At 49.3% G+C, this 20,416-nt stretch carries 19 protein-coding genes; 17 read left to right on the top strand and 2 right to left on the bottom strand.

The window, feature by feature from the left end:
* Window positions 1–14 precede the first annotated feature (14 nt).
* From ACO0KV_RS13260 to ACO0KV_RS13180, 17 genes are all read left to right on the top strand, one after another.
* Window positions 15–1,196: an acetyl-CoA C-acetyltransferase gene (locus ACO0KV_RS13260; RefSeq protein ID WP_423043008.1), complete on the top strand. Its 1,182-nt coding sequence runs from the start codon at window positions 15–17 to the stop codon at window positions 1,194–1,196.
* Window positions 1,197–1,401: 205 nt separating this feature from the next.
* Window positions 1,402–2,073 (top strand): SDR family oxidoreductase, encoded by a 672-nt coding sequence (locus ACO0KV_RS13255; RefSeq protein ID WP_423043007.1) that lies wholly within the window; start codon window positions 1,402–1,404, stop codon window positions 2,071–2,073.
* A 38-nt stretch (window positions 2,074–2,111) separates the two neighbouring features.
* Window positions 2,112–3,248 carry an acyl-CoA dehydrogenase family protein gene (locus ACO0KV_RS13250; protein WP_423043006.1) on the top strand — a complete coding sequence of 379 codons (1,137 nt, stop codon included), beginning with the start codon at window positions 2,112–2,114 and terminating at the stop codon, window positions 3,246–3,248.
* 85 nt (window positions 3,249–3,333) lie between these two features.
* On the top strand, window positions 3,334–3,939 hold the full coding sequence (locus ACO0KV_RS13245) for a 2-hydroxychromene-2-carboxylate isomerase (RefSeq protein ID WP_423043005.1): 606 nt from the start codon (window positions 3,334–3,336) through the stop codon (window positions 3,937–3,939).
* A gap of 28 nt (window positions 3,940–3,967) precedes the next feature.
* Entirely contained in the window at window positions 3,968–4,363 is a 396-nt protein-coding gene (locus ACO0KV_RS13240; RefSeq protein WP_423043004.1) for a rhodanese-like domain-containing protein, read from the top strand.
* 50 nt (window positions 4,364–4,413) lie between these two features.
* The gene (locus tag ACO0KV_RS13235) at window positions 4,414–4,800 is read left to right on the top strand and encodes a YchJ family protein (RefSeq protein WP_423043041.1); all 387 of its coding nucleotides are present in this window, start codon (window positions 4,414–4,416) and stop codon (window positions 4,798–4,800) included.
* A gap of 54 nt (window positions 4,801–4,854) precedes the next feature.
* The gene (locus ACO0KV_RS13230; RefSeq protein ID WP_423043003.1) at window positions 4,855–6,462 is read left to right on the top strand and encodes a carboxyl transferase domain-containing protein; all 1,608 of its coding nucleotides are present in this window, start codon (window positions 4,855–4,857) and stop codon (window positions 6,460–6,462) included.
* 5 nt (window positions 6,463–6,467) lie between these two features.
* On the top strand, window positions 6,468–7,655 hold the full coding sequence (locus ACO0KV_RS13225) for a dienelactone hydrolase family protein (protein ID WP_423043002.1): 1,188 nt from the start codon (window positions 6,468–6,470) through the stop codon (window positions 7,653–7,655).
* Window positions 7,656–7,746: 91 nt separating this feature from the next.
* Window positions 7,747–8,526, top strand: a complete 780-nt coding sequence (locus tag ACO0KV_RS13220) for an enoyl-CoA hydratase/isomerase family protein (protein ID WP_423043001.1) — start codon at window positions 7,747–7,749, stop codon at window positions 8,524–8,526.
* Window positions 8,527–8,725: 199 nt separating this feature from the next.
* Entirely contained in the window at window positions 8,726–10,057 is a 1,332-nt protein-coding gene (gene bioA / locus ACO0KV_RS13215; protein ID WP_423043000.1) for an adenosylmethionine--8-amino-7-oxononanoate transaminase, read from the top strand.
* Window positions 10,058–10,095: 38 nt separating this feature from the next.
* The gene (gene bioF, locus ACO0KV_RS13210; protein ID WP_423043040.1) at window positions 10,096–11,307 is read left to right on the top strand and encodes an 8-amino-7-oxononanoate synthase; all 1,212 of its coding nucleotides are present in this window, start codon (window positions 10,096–10,098) and stop codon (window positions 11,305–11,307) included.
* Window positions 11,307–12,005 carry a dethiobiotin synthase gene (gene bioD, locus ACO0KV_RS13205; RefSeq protein WP_423042999.1) on the top strand — a complete coding sequence of 233 codons (699 nt, stop codon included), beginning with the start codon at window positions 11,307–11,309 and terminating at the stop codon, window positions 12,003–12,005. Before bioF ends, bioD begins: the two co-directional genes overlap by 1 nt.
* A 32-nt stretch (window positions 12,006–12,037) precedes the next feature.
* Window positions 12,038–13,063 carry a biotin synthase BioB gene (bioB, locus tag ACO0KV_RS13200; protein ID WP_423042998.1) on the top strand — a complete coding sequence of 342 codons (1,026 nt, stop codon included), beginning with the start codon at window positions 12,038–12,040 and terminating at the stop codon, window positions 13,061–13,063.
* A 61-nt stretch (window positions 13,064–13,124) separates the two neighbouring features.
* Window positions 13,125–15,119, top strand: a complete 1,995-nt coding sequence (locus ACO0KV_RS13195) for an acetyl/propionyl/methylcrotonyl-CoA carboxylase subunit alpha (protein WP_423042997.1) — start codon at window positions 13,125–13,127, stop codon at window positions 15,117–15,119.
* Window positions 15,120–15,153: 34 nt separating this feature from the next.
* Window positions 15,154–15,903 (top strand): pyridoxine 5'-phosphate synthase, encoded by a 750-nt coding sequence (locus ACO0KV_RS13190; RefSeq protein WP_423042996.1) that lies wholly within the window; start codon window positions 15,154–15,156, stop codon window positions 15,901–15,903.
* 11 nt (window positions 15,904–15,914) lie between these two features.
* A complete protein-coding gene (locus ACO0KV_RS13185) occupies window positions 15,915–16,847 on the top strand; it encodes a 2-hydroxyacid dehydrogenase (protein ID WP_423042995.1) in 933 nt (310 codons plus the stop codon).
* Window position 16,848: 1 nt separating this feature from the next.
* Window positions 16,849–17,757 carry a hydroxymethylglutaryl-CoA lyase gene (locus ACO0KV_RS13180; protein ID WP_423042994.1) on the top strand — a complete coding sequence of 303 codons (909 nt, stop codon included), beginning with the start codon at window positions 16,849–16,851 and terminating at the stop codon, window positions 17,755–17,757.
* Window positions 17,758–17,767: 10 nt separating this feature from the next.
* Here the strand turns inward: ACO0KV_RS13180 and egtB are convergent, their stop codons facing one another.
* Together egtB and egtD are read right to left on the bottom strand one after the other, a co-directional pair.
* Window positions 17,768–18,982 carry an ergothioneine biosynthesis protein EgtB gene (egtB, locus tag ACO0KV_RS13175; RefSeq protein WP_423042993.1) on the bottom strand — a complete coding sequence of 405 codons (1,215 nt, stop codon included), beginning with the start codon at window positions 18,980–18,982 and terminating at the stop codon, window positions 17,768–17,770.
* Window positions 18,983–19,010: 28 nt separating this feature from the next.
* Complete coding sequence (gene egtD / locus ACO0KV_RS13170) at window positions 19,011–19,985, bottom strand: L-histidine N(alpha)-methyltransferase (protein WP_423042992.1); 975 nt, start codon at window positions 19,983–19,985, stop codon at window positions 19,011–19,013.
* Window positions 19,986–20,416: the final 431 nt, after the last annotated feature.

Genomic DNA, 20,416 nt, shown 5'->3' with positions numbered 1-20,416 from the left:
TTTTGGAGAATAGAATGAACGACCCTATCGTTATCGTTGGTGCAGCCCGTACTCCTATGGGTGCATTTCAAAGTGATTTTTCTTCTTTGACAGCGAGCCAGCTTGGTGCTGTTGCAATTAAAGCAGCTGTAGAACGCGCTGGCGTCAAACCAGAACTGGTGGAAGAAGTATTGTTTGGTAACTGCTTAATGGCAGGTCAGGGGCAGGCACCTGCACGTCAGGCATTGTTGGCAGCTGGTTTGCCCATGTCTACTGGCGCAGTGACACTGTCTAAAATGTGTGGCTCGGCCATGAAAGCCACGATGATGGCATTTGATTCGATCACTGCGGGCAGCAACGATGTGTTAGTGACTGGTGGTATGGAATCCATGACCAATGCGCCATATCTGATTCCTAAAGCACGCGGTGGCTATCGTATCGGACATGGTCAGATTTTTGATCACATGATGCTCGATGGTCTGGAAGATGCGTACGACAAAGGTCGTTCCATGGGCACCTTTGCGGAAGACTGTTCAGCCAAGTACCACTTCACACGTGAAGATCAGGATGCGTTCGCAATCGCTTCTGTGAAACGTGCACAAGCCGCAACGGCTGATGGTTCTTTTGCATGGGAAATCGCGCCCGTGACGGTCTCTGGCCGCGGTGGTGATATCGTCATCGATAAAGATGAAGGCCCGTTGAAAGCGAAGCTCGACAAAATCCCATCATTAAAACCAGCGTTCAAAAAAGATGGCACGATCACTGCTGCCTCTTCTTCCTCGATCAATGATGGTGCTGCGGCACTTGTTCTCATGCGTGAATCGAAAGCCAAAGAACTGGGCCTGACACCCATCGCTAAAATTCTCGCGCATGCATCGCACGCACAAGAACCAGGCTGGTTCACAACAGCACCTGTTGGCGCGATCGAAAAATTATACAAAAAAACAGGCTGGACAACGGATACCGTTGATTTGTTTGAAATCAATGAAGCTTTCGCTACAGTACCAATGGCCGCAATGAAAGAGCTCGGCATTTCTCATGACAAAGTGAACGTGCATGGTGGTGCATGTGCATTAGGTCACCCAATCGGCGCATCCGGTGCACGTATCATCATCACACTGATCGGTGCCTTGAAAAAACAAGGTAAGAAACGTGGTGTGGCGTCGTTGTGTATTGGTGGTGGAGAAGGAACAGCCATGGCCATCGAGCTCGTCTAACCCTGTATAAGCTACTGCGCGACACACTATTGAGTCTGCGATGTTCGTCGTACATATCTACGACTGCGCTTCTTAACTCAATAGTGTGTCGCTCGCTGGTTTATCCACTGTCAGCAACGTGCGTGAAAAGTACCTTCAAGTGGTGAGAAATTGAATGAACTTGTGCACGAAAAAATGTGCAAATTGAAGTATTAAAGGAAGCAAGATGCCTACCGCATTAATCATTGGTGCCTCGCGTGGAATTGGTCACGAATTGGCGTTGCAATATAAAGCAGCCGGATGGCGCGTGATTGCGACGGCGCGTAGTGCGGATCATCTCGCTGCGTTGCAGGCAGACGGTTGTGAAGCGCTACCGCTGGATGTGAATAACTTAAATGATTGTGCCGGTCTTGGCTGGCGCTTGGATGACGAAAAAATTGACGTCGCGATTGTAAATGCAGGCGTCTACGGTCCGCATACCAACGGATTGACATCGCCACAGCAAGAGCAGTTTGATGAGGTGATGCATACCAATGTATTGGCGGCGATGCGTATTTTGCCTATCGTTCTTCCGTTAGTAGAAAATGCCAACGGAAAGCTGGCGGTGATTTCGTCACAGATGGGCGCGATTGCCCATCGCTCGACAACGCATGGTTGGTTATACCGTGCCAGTAAAGCAGCACTCAATTCGGTATTAAAAGATGTGTCACTCAACACCAGCAAAGCTATCTGTGTTGCTTTACATCCAGGTTGGGTTAAAACCGAGATGGGTGGTGCAGGTGCTGATTTGGAAATAAGCGATAGTGCACAGCGTATTCGTCATCTGCTCGACGGCCTCAAAACAGAAAATAACGGCAGTTTTTTTAATGCCGAAGATGGTTCCAGCCTTAGCTGGTAAGCACTGAAATATAGACAAGAGATTGAAAAGAGACACCTATGTTACTCACACCAGAACACGAAATGATACGCGATGCAATGCGCAGCTTTGCCCAAGAACGTTTAGTACCGAACGCAGCGCGTTGGGATAAAGAACATCATTTTCCGGCCGAAGAATTGAAAGAGCTGGCGCAAATGGGTGCATATGGTGTTGCTGTACCTGAGGAATATGGCGGTGCGGGTATGGATTATCTGTCGCTGGCGCTGGTGTTAGAAGAAATTGCAGCGGGTGATGGTGGTACTTCTACGGTGGTATCGGTCAACAATTGTCCAGTATGCAGTATTGCCATGATGTACGCCAATGAGTCACAGAAAAAACAATGGCTGACCCCATTGGCGCGCGGCGAAATGTTGGGTGCATTTTGCCTCACCGAGCCGCATGCTGGTAGCGATGCCTCAGACCTGAAAACAACCGCACGTCGCGAAGGCAACGATTACGTCTTGAACGGCGTTAAACAATTTATTACCAGCGGTAAGCATGCTGACGTCGCGATTGTGATGGCGGTGACTGATAAAGCCGCTGGTAAAAAAGGGATTAGTGCATTCTGGGTCTCCACCAAAACACCGGGTTACATCGTCGCCGGACTCGAACATAAAATGGGTCAGCACTCGTCTGATACCGCACAGATTTTATTTGAAAACTGTCGCATTCCTGCCGAGAATCTGATCGGTGAAGAAGGCATGGGATACAAGATTGCCTTGTCCGGTTTAGAGGGCGGGCGTATTGGGATTGCTTCGCAATCGGTTGGTATGGCACGTGCTGCTTTTGAAGCGGCGCTCGCTTATGCAAAAGACCGCAGCAGCTTTGGTAAATCGATTTATGAACATCAGGCAGTGCAATTTAAGTTGGCAGATATGGCAACGCAAATTGAAGCTGCGCGTCAGTTGATCTGGCATGCAGCCAGCATGAAAGACGCAGGAAAACCGTGTCTTAAAGAAGCGGCCATGGCGAAATTATTTGCCTCCGAAATGGCGGAAAAAGTCTGCTCCGATGCGATCCAGATTCATGGTGGTTATGGCTACGTGAGTGATTTCCCTGTCGAGCGCATTTATCGCGATGTTCGCGTCTGTCAGATCTACGAAGGAACGTCTGAAATTCAGAAAATTCTGATTGGTCGTGCGCTCGCCGCAGGATAAATCAGCATGGTAAGTAGGGTAGTTCAGTGAAGGTTCATGGTCGGTGCAAGTTCATTATAAAAGTAGTCAATATCAGGAGACAGCAATGAGCAAGGCAATTGAATTTTGGTTTGATTTTGTTTCACCGTATGGATATATCGCAAGTCAATCCATTGAGGCGCTTGCCGCAAAATATGGCCGTACTGTTGAGTGGAAACCGATCTTGCTTGGCGCTGTGTTTAAAACGACAGGTTCAGGACCGCTGACCATGCGGCCACCGATCATGACGAACTACTATAAACATGATTTTGAACGTTCAGCGCGTTATGCAGGTGTACCCTTTGTTTTGCCTGAGGTGTTTCCGATTGGCACACACAATACCGCCCGTGTTTGCCTGTGGATACAAGACACTGCACCTGAACACGTCGGTGATTATGTGCGCGGTGTGACCAAAGCTTATTTCTCCGGCCCAGCGGCGATCAATGATTTGACGTGGTTGGCTAGTTTTGTGGATGGTTTGGGATTAGATGGATCACAAGTCGCTGCTGCCTGTAACGATGCCGACCGCAAAGAACGCCTGAAACAAGCGGGTGACAATGCCGTCGCGCAAGGTGTATTTGGCGCACCGTGGATTATTGTGGATGGTGAATCCTTCTGGGGTAATGATCGTCTGCCACAAGTCGAAAAGTGGTTAGCCACTGGCGGATTTTGATTTATTGATTCACTGACAGGAGCACAAAATGAAAAAAGGCTACAAGCAATTAGTTGATGAAGCGACGGCACAAATCAAAACCTACAGTGTGGCGCAAGCACAGGCCAAACTGTCTGACCCACAGGTGCAGTTTGTTGATGTGCGCGATATCCGTGAATTAGAACGCGAAGGGATTGTCCCTGGTGCATTTCATGCGCCACGTGGAATGATCGAATTTTGGGTGGATCCTGATTCGCCGTATTTCAAACCGGTGTTTGGTGAGTCTAAAGAATTTATTTTATTTTGTGCCGCCGGCTGGCGTAGCGCACTCACCACTAAAACCGTACAGGATATGGGTCTCGAGAACGTGGCACATATCGAAGGTGGTTTTGGTGCATGGAAAGCTGCCGGTGCACCAGTCGCAGTGAAAGAAAGTAAAAAGTAAGTATGCAAAGCAAAAGTAGCAAAGGCAGTAATGACAGCAAAAAAAAGGGCATGCAGCATGATAGTGATGCCTGCCCTTGTGGTTCAGGAAAACCCTTGAAGGACTGCTGTGCCCCCTATATGAGCGGTACAGCGGTGGCACCAACGGCAGAAGCACTGATGCGTTCACGCTATACCGCTTACACCCGCAACGATGAAGCGTATCTGCGCGCAACATGGGATGAAAGAACTTGCCCGCAGGAGTGTATTGCCCACGATGACCCCACCAAATGGCTGGGTCTGGAAGTGAAGGCACATAGCGCGGATGGTGACACGGCAACCGTTGAGTTTGTGGCACGGTACAAGATCGGCGGCAGGGCACACAAATTACATGAAGTCAGTCGCTTTGTTCGCTATGACGGTCAATGGGTCTATGTGAACGGCGATATCAGTGAGTAAGACGGTGAGAAAAACAGTCAGCAATAACAAAACAGATTTTTGGATAAATATCATATGACAACTTTAGATTCCAAACTGAATCCTCGCTCCGAAGATTTCAAAGCCAATGCCGCTGCGATGCAGTTGGTGGTGGATGACCTCAAAGCGAAGATTGAAAAGATCGCGCTGGGTGGCGGAGACGATGCACGAAAAAAACATCTCGCGCGTGGGAAGCTGTTGCCGCGTGATCGGGTACAGATGTTGTTGGATGCGGGTACGCCGTTCATGGAATTTTCACAGCTGGCTGCGTATGACATGTATGACAATGCCGCACCATCTGCGGGTGTCATTACGGGTATTGGCCGTGTTGCTGGTCAGGAATGTGTGATCGTTTGTAATGATGCGACAGTCAAAGGTGGTACGTATTATCCGATGACTGTTAAAAAGCATTTACGCGCACAAGAAATCGCCGAGCAAAATAATTTGCCGTGTATTTATTTGGTCGACAGTGGCGGTGCAAACTTACCAAATCAGGATGACGTGTTCCCAGATCGGGATCACTTTGGCCGTATCTTTTATAACCAGGCAAACATGTCTGCAAAAGGTATTCCACAAATTGCGGTCGTCATGGGGTCTTGTACTGCCGGTGGTGCGTATGTGCCTGCAATGAGTGATGAATCGATTATCGTTAAAAATCAGGGAACGATTTTCTTGGGTGGCCCACCGTTAGTGAAAGCGGCAACGGGCGAAGTGGTCACAGCAGAAGATTTGGGTGGTGGTGATGTGCATACCCGTTTATCTGGTGTGGTTGATCATCTCGCACAGAACGACACACATGCGTTGTCTCTGGCAAGAACCATCGTATCCAATCTGAACCGTCAGAAACCACAAACCGTGGTGATGAAAGACGTGGAAGAACCAAAATTTCCGGCAAGCGAATTGTATGGTGTAATTCCAGTCGATACGCGCAAACCGTTTGATGTGCGTGAAGTGATCGCCCGCGTGGTTGACGGGAGTCATTTTGATGAATTCAAAGCGCGCTACGGTACGACGTTGGTCTGTGGCTTTGCCCATATTTACGGCATGCCAGTCGGTATTATCGCCAATAATGGCATTCTGTTTTCAGAGTCAGCATTAAAAGGTGCGCACTTTATTGAGCTGTGCTGCCAACGCAAAATTCCGCTGATATTTTTGCAGAATATCACTGGCTTTATGGTCGGTCGTAAATACGAAAACGAAGGCATTGCCCGTAATGGCGCCAAGATGGTAACGGCCGTTGCCACGGCCAACGTCCCTAAGTTGACGGTCATTATTGGTGGTAGCTTCGGTGCGGGTAACTACGGCATGTGTGGTCGTGCGTATTCGCCACGCTTTATGTGGATGTGGCCAAATGCTCGTATCTCGGTGATGGGTGGCGAGCAAGCAGCCAGCGTATTGGCAACCGTAAAACGTGACGGTATTGAAGGCAAAGGCGGCAGCTGGAGTGCGGAAGAAGAAGCGGCATTTAAACAACCCATTAAAGAACAATACGAACATCAGGGGCATCCGTATTACGCTTCCGCACGCTTGTGGGATGATGGTGTGATTGATCCGGCTGACACGCGCATGGTGCTTGGACTTGGTTTATCTTCAGCGTTGAATGCACCAATTCCTGACGTGAAATTTGGTGTGTTCAGGATGTAAGCGATATGAAATACACCGCGCTGCTAAGCTTATTATTGGGTATGGGTTCGAAACTTGTTTATGCTGAGGACCAACTCTCTGCGACGTTAAACGAGTCGGTCATTAAAATCCCTACGACCGTGAAGACCATATTCAATCAGGAAGTCAGTAAGGATATGGTTGTGACGCAATTCAAGCCGAACGGCGACGGACCATTCCCGATTGTGGTGTTGCTGCATGGGCGTAGTTATAAAGACCGCTCCAAGCCAGGTCGCGAGCGTTTTTTGCAAGTATCAAGATATTTTGTCAACCGCGGCTTTGCTGTGTGGGTGCCGACTCGTATCGGCTATGGCGATTCTGGGATCGACCCTGATCCGGAATATTCAGGCACTTGTTCTGGAAAAATGTATGTACCCGCCTATGAAGCTGCAGCGACCGCAACGCTCACCGTCATCGCGTATGCAAAACAGCAAAGCTATGTCGACCCAACACGCATCGTCGTACTCGGGCAATCTTATGGTGGCGCTACAGCGATGACGGTCGCAGCTAAAAATCCTCCAGGATTGATTGCTGCGATTAATTTTGCAGGTGGTGGTGGGGGAAATCCAGACACGCAACCCTATGAGCCATGTCGTCCTGATTTACTCAAAGGGATGTTCGGGGTGTACGGTAAAACGGCGCGAGTTCCAAGCTTATGGATTTATACAGAGAACGATAAATATTTTGGTCCTACCTATCCTAAACAATGGTTTGCTGAATATCAGAAGCAATCGTCCGTGAGTCAACTTGCCGAATATCAGGCAATGCCTGCATTTGGTGATAACGGGCATTACTTTTTCTCGCGGGCATTTTCGACATGGCGTCCGATTGTTGATAACTTTTTGCAGCGACAAGGTGTTCTTATTCCGCAGACACCAGGCAATACCGAGGAAACCGGTTTTGCGAAGATTAATGAACTGGCAAGCGTACCGGTGAAGAACGCAGAATTGCGCGACAAGTATGTGAAGTTTCTTGAGAGCGATATTCCACGTGCTTTTGTTGTCGATGCCTCGGGCGAGTTTGGCGCTTATTTCGGTGGAACAACTGATGCGCTTGAAAAAGCACTCGCGCTGTGTAAAAAGCGCGCTCAACAAGAATGTGCTCCTTATGCCGTAGATGATAGGGTGGTCTGGAAGAAACCGACCATCAGTGCTCAAACAGATAAGGCCTCGTAGCTACTTTCTTGCTACGAATGGAAATGCCAAGTGATAAAACGTGTCATCTGAAGACAAAAATGATGACTAACTCATTGTAAGGAAGTGCAGTATGGAAACGCTCAGTATCGCTATTCAACAGTCGGTTGCTACCGTCACTCTGAACCGTCCCGATGTGCGCAATGCCTTCAACGAAGCTACCATTGCAGAAATCACTCAGGTATTTCGTCAACTCGATACAGAACCAAGGGTACGGGCGGTGGTGTTAGCGGCGAATGGTCTGGCGTTTTGTGCCGGTGCCGACCTGAACTGGATGAAAAAAATGGCCGATTACACGCATGCCGAAAATCTGGTGGATGCGGGCCAGCTCGCAGCGATGTTAGCCGCGATTTATCACTGCAGTAAGCCCGTGGTGGCTAAAGTGCAAGGTGATTGTTACGCCGGTGGCATGGGTCTGGTGGCGGCGTGTGATATCGCTATCAGTGTCGATAGCGCGAATTATTGTCTGAGTGAAGTTAAATTGGGTTTGATCCCAGCCACGATCTCACCGTATGTGATTAAAGCCATGGGTGAGAGTGCAGCGCGTCGCTACTTTATTACGGCAGAACGGTTTTCTGCATCAGAAGCGCAGCGGATTGGTTTTGTCCATGAGGTCGTTGCTGCTGACGCGCTCGATAGCAAAGTCGCAGAGATCGTTAAGGCCTTGGTAACCAACAGTCCAAACGCAGTGAGACAAGCAAAAAAACTGGTACAAGATGTTGCTAGCCGTGAGGTGACACCGGAGTTGGTTGCTGCGACGGTAGAGGGCATTGCGCATATCCGCGCCTCCGATGAAGGTCGTGAAGGGGTACGTTCTTTTTTAGAGAAGCGCAAGCCATCTTGGGTAGTGTGATGCTTTGCAGTAATGATTTATCAATTTGTTCATAGTCTGCACCTTCATCAAGAGAAAACCCTGAATTAATGATGTAATCGGCCATGAAATCCGATGTCACAGGAAAAGTCGCATAAAATACGCGTCTTCTTTAACCAGACCAGTCTTCACTATTGTTTTTTATGCATGAAGCTGGTTTGCCTTGTAGTCTGGAGTCATTTTGGAAACACAAAATAACTGGGTCGCACGCAGCTTGCAGCACGTCTGGCACCCGTGCACCCAGATGCAGCATCATGAAACCGTACCGCTGATTCCGGTCAGCCATGGACGCGGTATCTGGCTGTATGACATGGATGGAAAGCGCTATCTGGATGCGATCAGCTCCTGGTGGGTGAACTTGTTCGGTCACGCCAATCCGCGCATTAATGCTGCACTGAAAGATCAGTTAGATAAACTCGAACATGCGATGCTCGCGGGATTTACCCACGCGCCAGTGATTGAATTGTCTGAAAAGCTCTCGGCACTGACGGGTAACGCTTTAGGCCACAGCTTTTACGCATCGGATGGTGCCTCTGCCGTTGAAATCGCATTAAAAATGAGTTTTCACGCGTGGCGTAATGGTGGTCAGACTGATAAGCAAGAATTTATCTGTATTCAGGGCAGCTATCACGGTGAAACCGTTGGTGCCTTAGCAGTGACGGATGTCAGCTTGTTCCGCGAAGCCTATGGCCCGATGTTGCAACGTGCGCACGTCGTCGCTTCACCTGATGCCCGTCTCGCACGGGATGGTGAAACAGCGGCCGATGTGGCCTTGCGCGCAGCAGCCGATCTGGAGCGCGTATTGCAAGAGCGTGAAGGCAAGGTAGCGGCAGTGATTATTGAACCATTGGTGCAATGTGCCACTGGTATGGCGATGCATGATCCGATTTATCTGCGTCGTTTGCGTGAATTGTGTGACCAGTATCAGGTCCATCTGATCGCGGATGAAATCGCGGTGGGTTGTGGTCGTACTGGGACGTTCTTTGCATGTGAGTCTGCACAGATCTGGCCAGATTTTTTGTGTCTGTCGAAAGGAATCAGCGGTGGCTATTTGCCATTGAGCCTCGTGATGACGACCGATGCTGTCTACCAGGCATTTTATGACGCCGATGTGCGTCGTGGATTTTTGCACTCTCACTCATATACCGGCAATCCGCTGGCGTGTCGCGCTGCATTGGCGACCTTAGCGATTTTTGAAGATGATAATGTGATTGCGGCGAATCGCCAGAAGTCACAGATGATCGCCAGTGCATTTGCCGGATTAAAAGAGGATACGCGTGTGAAGCACGTACGCCAGCAAGGAATGATCTTTGCCTTTGATGCGGTGGTCGATGACCCAGCCAAGGCAAGTACCTTCTCGCGACGTTTTTTCAGCGCAGCTTTGGAACAAGAATTATTAATGCGTCCGATTGGTCGCAGTGTGTATCTGATGCCGCCGTATATTCTGAACGAAGAAGAAATTACGTCGCTGGCACAGAAAACCATGAACGTGTTTGAAGAGGTAATGGCATGAGCGGCAATAGTAGTAACCTGCATGTAGCAGCGGCCAGAATGCCTTTGTTGCAGTCCCTGCAGGATGAATTAGCTGAGCTGGAACAACAACATCTGATCCGTCGTCGTCGCACGGTTGATAGCGTGCAAGGTGCAAGTTTGCAGGCGGACGGTAAGGATTTGCTGGCATTTTGTAGTAATGACTATCTTGGTCTGGCGACCCATCCTTTGGTCGTTCAGGCCTTACAAAAAGGCGCGAGTTTGTATGGTGCTGGTAGTGGTGCATCGCACTTGATCAGCGGTCATAGCCGCGCGCACATGGCGTTGGAAGAACGTCTGGCAGAGTTTATGGCACCCAATGTGGAGCAGGCTCGTGCTTTGTATTTCTGTACCGGCTATATGGCAAATCAGGCCATCATCACCGCCTTGGCAGGTAAAGATGCCGCCGTTTTTTCAGAAGAATTAAATCATGCATCCTTGATTGACGGCGTACGTTTATCACGTGCAGCCACCCAGGTATTTCCGCATAAAGATTATGCGGCGCTGGAGCAGATGCTTAAGGTTTGTAGTCATAAAAAACGTGTTGTCGTGACTGACAGCGTGTTTAGTATGGATGGCAATATCGCCGATCTGCCACCATTACTTGCTTTGTGCGAAAAATACGATGCATGGCTGATTGTCGATGATGCACATGGCTTTGGAGTGTTGGGTGAACACGGACGTGGCGTCCTGGAGCACTTTAATATGAAGTCGCCGAACTTGGTGTACATGGGCACACTTGGCAAAGCTGCAGGTGTTGGTGGTGCGTTTGTCGCTGCACACGAAACCGTCATTGAGTGGTTAATCCAGAAAGCACGCGCGTACATCTACACCACCGCCGCCGCGCCTGCGCTGGCCCATGCGTTGCTGACCAGTATCGATATTATTTCCGGTGCTGAAGGTCAGGAACGCCGCGCGCATCTGAATAAACTCATCCGCATGTTCAGCCATGGCCTGAATCTGCAACTGTGGCAATTGATGCCTTCAGTGACGGCAGTGCAGCCTGTCGTCATCGGGGAAAATGCCGCGATGCTCAATATTGCGGGCAATTTATTAGAGCAGGGATATTGGGTAGGCGCGATTCGGCCACCAACAGTGCCGCTGGGGACAGCACGTCTGCGGGTGACCTTGTCTGCGGCCCATACTGAGTTACAAGTGCATCAGTTGACGCAGGCAATTAATCGCCTTGATCAGATGAGTTATGTGGCGCAATGTTTTGCCGAGGTAGCATAATGAACACGTCTCGCTCCCATGATTTTTTTATCACTGGTACAGATACCGAAATAGGTAAAACCTTCAGCAGCAGTGCGCTGTTACAAGCGTTCGGACAACGCGGACTCAGTACGATTGGCATGAAGCCGATTGCGTCTGGCGCAGAACTACGCGATGGGCAATGGCATAACGAGGATGTGGATAGTCTGATGGCAGCATCGAGTGTGCAGGCTTCACCTTCGTTGGTCTGCCCGTATCTAATGCAAACACCGGCTGCCCCGCATATCGTTGCTAAGCAGGAGAACGTAACTATATCCTTGCCGCATATTTTGGCGAGTTATCAACAACTGACTAGCGCCGCTGAGGCAGTTATTGTTGAAGGTGTCGGTGGCTTTTGTGTCCCACTGAACGATCAGGTAGACACTGCAGATTTAGCACAACAGCTGAATCTTCCCGTGATTCTGGTGGTGGGATTGCGACTCGGTTGCATCAATCATGCGCTGCTGACAGCACAAGCAATACGCGCTCGCGGCTTGCACGTCGCAGCTTGGATTGCTAATACAGTCGATACACAGATGCTGTATCTGCAAGATAACATTGACGCCATACAACAGCGTATCGCGGCCCCAATGCTAGGACACATACCACGCCTTAACGGTAATACAACAGACAACATGAAGACTGCAGCGACATACCTTAATGTCGATATCCTCAAGTAATTAAGACGTAATTTTGAAGTGAAGGAAGACTTATGCAAGCCAATGACATCCCGCAAGCCGTACAGTTTCAGGCACCAGTAAAAAAGATAGAAGCAGAAACGTGGCCAGTTGAAGACGTGCTGGCATTGTTTGATCTACCATTTAACGACCTGATGTTCAAGGCACAAAGTGCCCATCGTGCTAACTTCCCTGATGGCGACGTTGAGTTGGCGACCTTGTTATCGATTAAAACTGGCGGCTGCGAAGAAGACTGCGGTTATTGTCCGCAAGCAGCACGCTATGACACTGGTGTCGAAGCGAAAAAAATGCTGGACGTCCGTGAAGTGCTTGACGCTGCCAAAGCTGCGCGTGAAAACGGCGCGACACGTTTCTGTATGGGCGCAGCATGGCGTTCACCAAAAGACCGCGATATGGAAAAAGTCGAAACCATGGTGCGCGAAGTCAAAGCGATGGGCTTAGAAACCTGCGCGACCTTGGGTATGCTCAAAGAAGAACAAGCACAACGTCTGGCTGACGCGGGTCTCGATTACTACAACCACAATCTCGATACGGCGCCAGAGTTTTACAGTAATGTGATTTCAACACGCGATTATCAGGATCGTCTCGATACCTTGGGTCACGTACGTAGTGCTGGTCTCAAAGTATGCTGTGGCGGTATCGTTGGTATGGGTGAATCACGCCGTCAACGCGCTGGCTTAATTGCGCAATTAGCGAATTTAAATCCGTACCCAGAATCTGTCCCCGTGAACCATCTGGTGCAAGTTGAAGGTACGCCATTGCACGGTCTGGATCCACTCGACCCATTAGAATTTGTCCGTACGATTGCTGTGGCGCGTATCACGATGCCGAAAGCACGTGTGCGTTTATCCGCTGGCCGTCGCCAGATGGGTGAAGCAGTGCAAGCGATGTGTTTCTTGGCGGGTGCTAATTCGATTTTCTACGGCGATAAATTACTGACGACACAAAATCCTGAAGCGCAAGATGACCGCGTATTGTTAGAAAAACTTGGCCTGAAAACCCGTGGCAAAGTAGAAGCTAAAGCGGGTAGCTGCAGCTAACGAAATAAAAAGCAAAGCAAAAAATTCACTTATTCTAAAAATTCACCAAGAGCGAAGAGACATGTTCACCAAAATCCTGATCGCCAATCGTGGCGAAATCGCCTGCCGGGTTGCCGCTACTGCACGTCGCATGGGTATCAAAACGGTTGCTGTGTATTCCGAAGCCGACGCCAACGCGAAACACGTGGCGGTCTGTGATGAGGCCGTGTTGATCGGACCTGCAGCAGCAAAAGAAAGTTATCTGCGCGCCGATAAAATCATCGAAGTCGCATTAGCAATGGGTGCGCAGGCGATTCATCCGGGTTATGGTTTTTTATCAGAAAATAGTGAATTTGCGAAAGCCTGCGCAAAAAATGGGATCGCCTTTATTGGCCCACCAGCCTCCGCGATTGAAGCCATGGGCAGTAAATCTGCCGCTAAATCCTTAATGGAAAAAGCCAACGTACCGCTGGTACCTGGCTACCATGGCGACAATCAGGACGCCGATTTTTTGCATACGGAAGCGGATCGTATCGGTTATCCGGTATTGTTGAAAGCCAGTGCTGGCGGCGGTGGTAAAGGGATGCGGGTGATTGAAAAATCTGCTGACTTTAAAGATGCGCTGGCCTCATGCAAACGCGAAGCGATCAATTCGTTTGGTGACGATAAAGTACTGGCAGAAAAATATCTGCAACGTCCACGTCACATCGAAATCCAGGTGTTTGCCGATACCCATGGTAACTGCGTTTATTTGTTTGAACGCGATTGCTCCGTTCAACGGCGTCATCAAAAAGTACTCGAAGAAGCACCTGCGCCGGGGATGACTGCAGAGCGTCGTGCTGCGATGGGTGACGCGGCCGTTGCCGCTGCAAAAGCAGTGGGCTATGTCGGCGCTGGTACCGTCGAGTTTATCGCTAACCAAGACGGCTCTTTCTATTTCATGGAAATGAATACCCGTTTGCAGGTTGAACATCCTGTGACAGAAATGATCACGGGTACCGATTTGGTTGAATGGCAATTGCGTGTTGCTGCTGGTGAACCGTTGCCGTTGCAACAATCCGAATTGCGTATTCATGGCCACGCCATTGAAGCGCGTGTGTATGCAGAAAATCCAGAAAAAGGCTTTCTGCCTTCGATCGGCACCCTGCGTCATGCACGTACACCAGCGGCGGTCAATTTTGAACTGGGAGGTAATGCTGATCCGGCGGCGTTCCGTATCGATAGCGGCGTACGTGAAGGTGATACGATTTCACCGTTTTACGATCCAATGATCGCGAAGATGATCGTTTGGGGCAAAGACCGTCAGGAAGCGTTAGCACGCATGGCGCAAGCGTTGTCGCAATATCAGATCGTCGGTTTAAATTCGAATATCGCCTTCTTATCACGTCTGATCAACAGTACCGCATTTTCTAGTGCAGATCTGGATACGGGTCTGATCGAGCGCAATCAATCTGAGCTATTTCCTGCGATGAAGCCAGCAGGTATCCATCGTTTAGCATTGGCGGTTGTTGCGTTGTTGACGTCTGAAAAAATAGTGGGTAGCGATCCATGGCAAAGTAGTCACGGTTGGCGTATGAACAGCAATATGCAACGTGGATTACAATTTGTTGAAGAAGCAGCCACGCATGATGTTGTCGTGACTTATCTGGCGGACGGTTGGAGAATCAGTGGCGCCGATGTTGTTGCTGAAGTCAAATTAGTCTCAACAATTGGGCATGATTTTGTGTTGGTGATTGGCGATCAAACCGTGACTGGTACAGTCGTACGTGACGGCGAACACTTCCATGTCTTCAATCAAGACGCACATACTGATTTACATTACCTCGACGCCCTCGCCCATGCTGGTGAGAGTGAAGCCGAAGGCGGCCGCCTGACGGCACCAATGCCAGGCAAAATCGTTGCAGTGCTGGTCAATAAAGCGCAAGAAGTGAAAAAAGGTGATGCGTTGCTAATTATGGAAGCGATGAAGATGGAACACACCATCTCTGCACCACATGATGGTGTGATTGATGAAGTCTTGTATGCAGTCGGTGATCAAGTTACCGAAGGCGCTCAGTTATTGGCGTTTGCGCAGTAATTGCACCTGAAAATAGGTGCTTTAAGGAATCAAAATGACCTTGCTTTCTATTAATATTAACAAAATCGCTTTGCTCCGCAATTCGCGCGGACGCAACTATCCTGACGTTGATGCGTTTGCAGCCCGTTTTCTGGATCTGGGGGCTGCAGGGATCACGTTGCATCCACGCCAGGATCAGCGACATGCACGTTACTCGGATGTAGAGAGCCTGGGTGCTTTATGCCAACAACGTGGTGCAGAATTAAACGTTGAAGGCTATCCGTCGAGAGAATTTATTGACGTCGTTAAACGTAATCGTCCAGCACAGTGCACGCTGGTGCCGGATGCGCCGGATCAATTGACGTCGGATCATGGCTGGGATTTTAAGAAAGATGGCGCGATGTTACGTAGCGTTATTGACGAATTCAAAGCCTTAAACATTCGCACCAGTTTATTTGTCGATTTCGATAATACGGATATTCCTCTGGCGAAAGAATTAGGTGCAGACCGCGTTGAACTCTACACCGAACCTTATGCTGAATTTATAGGCACACCTGTTGGTGACGAAATTCTCAAGGGCTTTGCCGATGCAGCCGCTCTCGCGCAGAGTGCGGGTTTAGGGGTGAATGCAGGGCATGACTTAAATCTCACTAACCTCGGGCAATTTCTGACGATCCCAGGCATTTTGGAAGTCTCTATCGGCCACGCTGTGATTGTGGAAAGTCTGGAGATGGGGATGGATACGGTTGTGAAGCAGTATCTGGAGATCATTCGCCAGTCGCACCTTGCACACAAACCAGTTTAACCACTCATTACATGGCCAGTATTCTTTTTTACGCCGATAGTCAGCACGAGCAGGAATGGTTGCACACCTTGCGTAACGCTTTTATGCACGATGTTGTGCGTACCTGGACACCAGGCGACCATGACGCTGCGGACTATGCGATCGTCTGGAAACCACCCGCAGAGATGCTGGCAGGTCGCACGAGTTTAAAGGCAATTTTTTTATTAGGTGCCGGTGCCGATGCGATTCTCCAACTCGGTGATGCACTCCCTCAGGGTGTATCTGTCGTTCGTCTGGATGACGCGGGGATGGGTGTGCAGATGGCTGAATATGTGTGTCATGCCCTGCTACGTTATTTTCGTCGCTTCGATCAATACGAAGCGCAGCGCGACCAAGGGCAATGGCAATTTCTGATGCCATTTGAAAAAAACGAATTCACGGTGGGTGTGCTTGGTCTCGGAGTGCTGGGACAGCGTATCGTTGATGCGGTAAAACAGTTTGATTTTCCGGTACTGGGTTGGAGTCGTACACCAAAGCACATTGATGGCGTCACCAGTTATGCCGGTGCTGAGGGGCTGGATGGATTTTTGCGGGCGACCAAAGTGCTCGTCTGTATTTTGCCCTTGACAGCCGAAACGCGTGGGTTACTGAATCAGGACAATCTACAGAAATTACCGCAAGGTGCGTATCTCATTAATGTGGCACGAGGTGCACACGTGAATGAGGATGATTTACTGCGTCTGGTACAAAGTGGTCACATCGCTGGCGCGACACTGGATGTATTTCAACAAGAACCTTTGCCAGCCGAACATCCGTTCTGGCAAGAGTCTCGCATACAAATCACGCCACACATGGCGGCCATGAGTCTGTTTAAAGAAAGCGTCGCGCAAATTGCAGAAAAAATGCAGACCCTCGAACAGGGTTTGCCAATTCGCGGCATCGTCGATGCATCAAGGGGATATTAATATGTCGTTACCACAACAAGTCAAAATCGTCGAAGTCGGACCACGTGATGGTTTGCAAAACGAAAAAGAAAGCATTCCAGCTGAGATCAAAATTGCGTTGGTGGATCAACTGACCGCAGCAGGTTTTCAGAATATTGAGGCTGCATCGTTTGTGTCGCCAAAGTGGGTGCCGCAGATGGCGACGTCTGCAGAAGTGATGGCCGGCATTCAGCGTAAAGCCGGTGTGGTGTATTCAGTATTGACGCCGAATATGAAAGGCTTTGAAGCAGCGCTGGCAGCAGGTGCAGATGAAGTCGTGATATTCAGCTCCGCGTCGGAAGCATTTGCACATAAAAATATCAATTGCTCGATAGAAGAATCGATTGAACGTTTCCGTGACGTGGCTGCCGCTGCTAAACAACATAAGTTACGCCTGCGTGGTAGCATCAGTTGTTCATTCGGTTGTCCTTATCAGGGGGACGTACCGGTAAGTAGCGTAACCGATGTCGTTCGCCGTATGCGCGATCTTGGCTGCGACGAGATTGATATCGCTGACACTATCGGTGTTGGTACCGCACGGCAGGTGCAACAGGTGATGCAGAGCGCAGCGCAAGAATTTGCGATCGGCGGGTTGTCTGGTCACTTCCATGACACCTATGGTCAGGCTCTGGCAAATATTTACGCGAGTCTGGAAGTGGGCATTTCGATCTTCCATTCCAGCGTTGCTGGTCTTGGTGGTTGTCCTTATGCCAAAGGAGCGACGGGGAATGTCTCCACGGAAGACGTATTGTTTCTGATGCAAGGCTTAGGTATTCATACCGGCATTGACCTCAATGCCGTCGTCGACGCAGGTCAGTTTATCTCGCAGCATCTCGGACGCAAGGCAGTGAGTCGTGCTGGTAACGCAATTGCTGCAAAACGTAGCGCGTGATTCTACGGCGTTAATCCTCTGAGTCGTTGACAGAACGGGCAAGTCGTATGCCCGTTCGTTGCCAACGCGCATGGCTTGGGAAAAAATTCCGGTAAGTGATTCTGCTGTGATGTGGCGGTGTGAAAATGGAGGAGCCGCGTAGTACGTACTGGTTCACCATGAACTTCCCGTTGTATTCACCAATCGCACCGGCCGGAACTTCAAACCCCGGATAGGCAGCGTAACTGCTGCTGGTCCATTGCCAGCAACTATCAAATAACTGATGCAATTGATCATCATGCCGTGCGGTGCATTCCCACTCGGCTTCGGTGGGTAGACGCGCACCAGCCCAACTCGCATACGCGGCTGCTTCAAAGTACGATAAGTGGCTCACGCTGTGGTGCATATCTAATGGCTGTAAACCATAAAGACTGAATTCTTGCCACTGTGGATCTGGATGCCAGTAAAGCGGATGCGCGATTTGATGCTGGCGCAACCAATCCCACCCCTCCGCCAGCCACCATGTTGGATTCTGATAACCGCCGTCTTGAATGAAGAGCAGATATTCACCGTTATTGATCAGGCGAGAGGTCAGCGAAAAGGGTTCGATAAACTGCCTGTGGCGTGGTTTCTCATTATCAAAACAAAATCCCTTACCGTGGTGCCCGATTTCAACTAAGTGCGCATCAAAACGGTGCCACTCCAGTGGCGTGTTACTCAGGCAGTGGTCTCGGAATTCAATTTGTTCGACCGTAAGAGAATCGGACAGTAAGGCCGGTTGTAAGGGATTGCATGAAAACAGATGCTTGATATCCGTTAGCATCAGTTCTTGATGTTGTTGTTCGTGTTGTAGTCCTAATTCTATTCTTTCAATAAACTTTTCCGTATAAGCCGTAGTGAATAGGCGTTGTACGCGCAGATCCGTTGCATGCCGGTAGTCTAGAATGTCAGCCAAAGTCGGACGAGTCAGCAATCCCCGCTGTGCACGGGGATGTTTTTCACCAACGTCATTGTAGTAAGAATTGAAAAGAACCTTGAATTGAGGGTGGTAAGGAATAAATTCGTTATCAAAGGGCTCGAGAACAAAGGTTTCAAAAAACCATGTGGTGTGAGCGAGGTGCCATTTCAGTGGACTGGCATCCGCCATCGATTGCACACACGCGTCTTCCGCACTGACAAGGGCGGCGATGCTCATGGTGCGCTGCCGGACCTGCTTCCAACGTTCCGCTAAATGATAGGTGTGCATAGTCTGAATCCTGTTCGGCAAGTTATCGTTACAAGGCCTTCGCGTAAACCACAGCAAACCAATTTTCGCTATCAGTCCAATATTGTGCCTGCCCGAAGCCAGCTGACTCGAGCAGAGATAAAAAGGACTCCAGACTGTATTTGTAGCTATTTTCAGTATGTATCTTCTCACCTGCCAGAAAATGTCTGTGTGCGTTGTCCCACGTCACAGTGTGTGCCGTTCTTGCTTCCAGATGCATTTCTATCCGCGAATGCGTGGTGTTGAATAAGGCATGATGACGCCATTGGTGTACGTTAAAGTCCGCTCCAAGTATCTGGTTGATGTGGCGTAGTAAGTTGAGGTTGAAGGCGGCGGTCACGCCTAATGCGTCGTCGTAGGCATGAACCAGCGTGGTATGGTCTTTAATCAGGTCAATACCGATTAAAAGACCGCCATCGCTGTGGCATTCGGAACGTAAGTGATGCAGAAACGTCTTTGCCTGGCTAGGTTCAAAATTTCCAATGGACGAGCCCGGATAGAAAAATAAACGCTTATCACTACAGATCTCATTCGGTAAGGTCCACGGCTGCGAAAAATCTAGACCTAACGCTGTCATTTCTATATAGGGGAATCGCTGCTGTAAACGCTGCACCGCATCTTCAAGATACTTAATCGAAATATCGATAGGGACATATTGATTGGGATGTAGCAACGGAAACAGCCGTGCTGCTTTGCGGCAGTTTCCCGCACCCAGATCAATAAGCGTGCTGTGAGGGCCAATTGCATGGGCGATTTCACTCATATATTGCTGAAAGATGCCAGCCTCGGTGCGGGTTGGATAGTATTCTGGTATTTCACAAATTGCATCGAACAGTACTGAACCCACGGCATCATAGAGATATTTGGGGGAGGTATACGCCTTATCCGCTAAGAGACTACGTTCTAATTCATGTTGCACAGAAGGCGGTGTGATGCTTGCCTCACTTCGTTTGTTAGCGGGCTTACTCGGGATTGCAAGAGACATAAACCACCCTTTTTGAGAGGAAACATCAACAGCAGTTAAAACAACGTATGGTGCGATAGAGCAATGTAAATAAACGGACTAGAACCGTTAGCAGAATCGCATATATCTTTATATACTCATGGTATATGGATTTGATGACGTGTGTTTGACTTGTGTGGTTAATCTTCAAGTCTGCGATTGCTATTCGCACGACACTATGAATTGGATGAGTTCTGTCTATTTTTCTTAATCACTATTAATAGGTTGCCCCCCATCAGGCACGCATAACGTGCGTTTGTGGCGGCGCAGCGTTTATCTAATGATGTAAATCATTTTCAAATTTCCCTTGCCTAATTGAGGTGTACTTTGCTATAGTTCGCCTCCCGCTAAAACGGGAAGTAAGAAGAAAGCAGCAGCCAGGAACTCCGGCGGTTCGGTTTGATGAAGTTGAC

Source organism: Undibacterium sp. RuRC25W, assembly GCF_049339825.1.
GTDB lineage: Bacteria > Pseudomonadota > Gammaproteobacteria > Burkholderiales > Burkholderiaceae_D > Undibacterium.
This window is presented reverse-complemented; position numbering and strand designations above follow the sequence as displayed.

Bases quoted from the DNA above. Each gene is read 5' to 3' on its own strand.
- ACO0KV_RS13220 (WP_423043001.1), top strand. From the start codon at position 7,747: ATGGAAACGCTCAGTATCGCTATTCAACAGTCGGTTGCTACCGTCACT.
- ACO0KV_RS13235 (WP_423043041.1), top strand. From the start codon at position 4,414: ATGCAGCATGATAGTGATGCCTGCCCTTGTGGTTCAGGAAAACCCTTG.
- ACO0KV_RS13240 (WP_423043004.1), top strand. From the start codon at position 3,968: ATGAAAAAAGGCTACAAGCAATTAGTTGATGAAGCGACGGCACAAATC.
- ACO0KV_RS13230 (WP_423043003.1), top strand. From the start codon at position 4,855: ATGACAACTTTAGATTCCAAACTGAATCCTCGCTCCGAAGATTTCAAA.
- ACO0KV_RS13180 (WP_423042994.1), top strand. From the start codon at position 16,849: ATGTCGTTACCACAACAAGTCAAAATCGTCGAAGTCGGACCACGTGAT.
- ACO0KV_RS13225 (WP_423043002.1), top strand. From the start codon at position 6,468: ATGAAATACACCGCGCTGCTAAGCTTATTATTGGGTATGGGTTCGAAA.
- ACO0KV_RS13245 (WP_423043005.1), top strand. From the start codon at position 3,334: ATGAGCAAGGCAATTGAATTTTGGTTTGATTTTGTTTCACCGTATGGA.
- ACO0KV_RS13250 (WP_423043006.1), top strand. From the start codon at position 2,112: ATGTTACTCACACCAGAACACGAAATGATACGCGATGCAATGCGCAGC.
- ACO0KV_RS13190 (WP_423042996.1), top strand. From the start codon at position 15,154: ATGACCTTGCTTTCTATTAATATTAACAAAATCGCTTTGCTCCGCAAT.
- egtB (WP_423042993.1), bottom strand. From the start codon at position 18,982: ATGCACACCTATCATTTAGCGGAACGTTGGAAGCAGGTCCGGCAGCGC.
- bioF (WP_423043040.1), top strand. From the start codon at position 10,096: ATGCCTTTGTTGCAGTCCCTGCAGGATGAATTAGCTGAGCTGGAACAA.
- bioB (WP_423042998.1), top strand. From the start codon at position 12,038: ATGCAAGCCAATGACATCCCGCAAGCCGTACAGTTTCAGGCACCAGTA.
- ACO0KV_RS13185 (WP_423042995.1), top strand. From the start codon at position 15,915: ATGGCCAGTATTCTTTTTTACGCCGATAGTCAGCACGAGCAGGAATGG.
- ACO0KV_RS13260 (WP_423043008.1), top strand. From the start codon at position 15: ATGAACGACCCTATCGTTATCGTTGGTGCAGCCCGTACTCCTATGGGT.
- egtD (WP_423042992.1), bottom strand. From the start codon at position 19,985: ATGTCTCTTGCAATCCCGAGTAAGCCCGCTAACAAACGAAGTGAGGCA.
- bioD (WP_423042999.1), top strand. From the start codon at position 11,307: ATGAACACGTCTCGCTCCCATGATTTTTTTATCACTGGTACAGATACC.
- ACO0KV_RS13195 (WP_423042997.1), top strand. From the start codon at position 13,125: ATGTTCACCAAAATCCTGATCGCCAATCGTGGCGAAATCGCCTGCCGG.
- ACO0KV_RS13255 (WP_423043007.1), top strand. From the start codon at position 1,402: ATGCCTACCGCATTAATCATTGGTGCCTCGCGTGGAATTGGTCACGAA.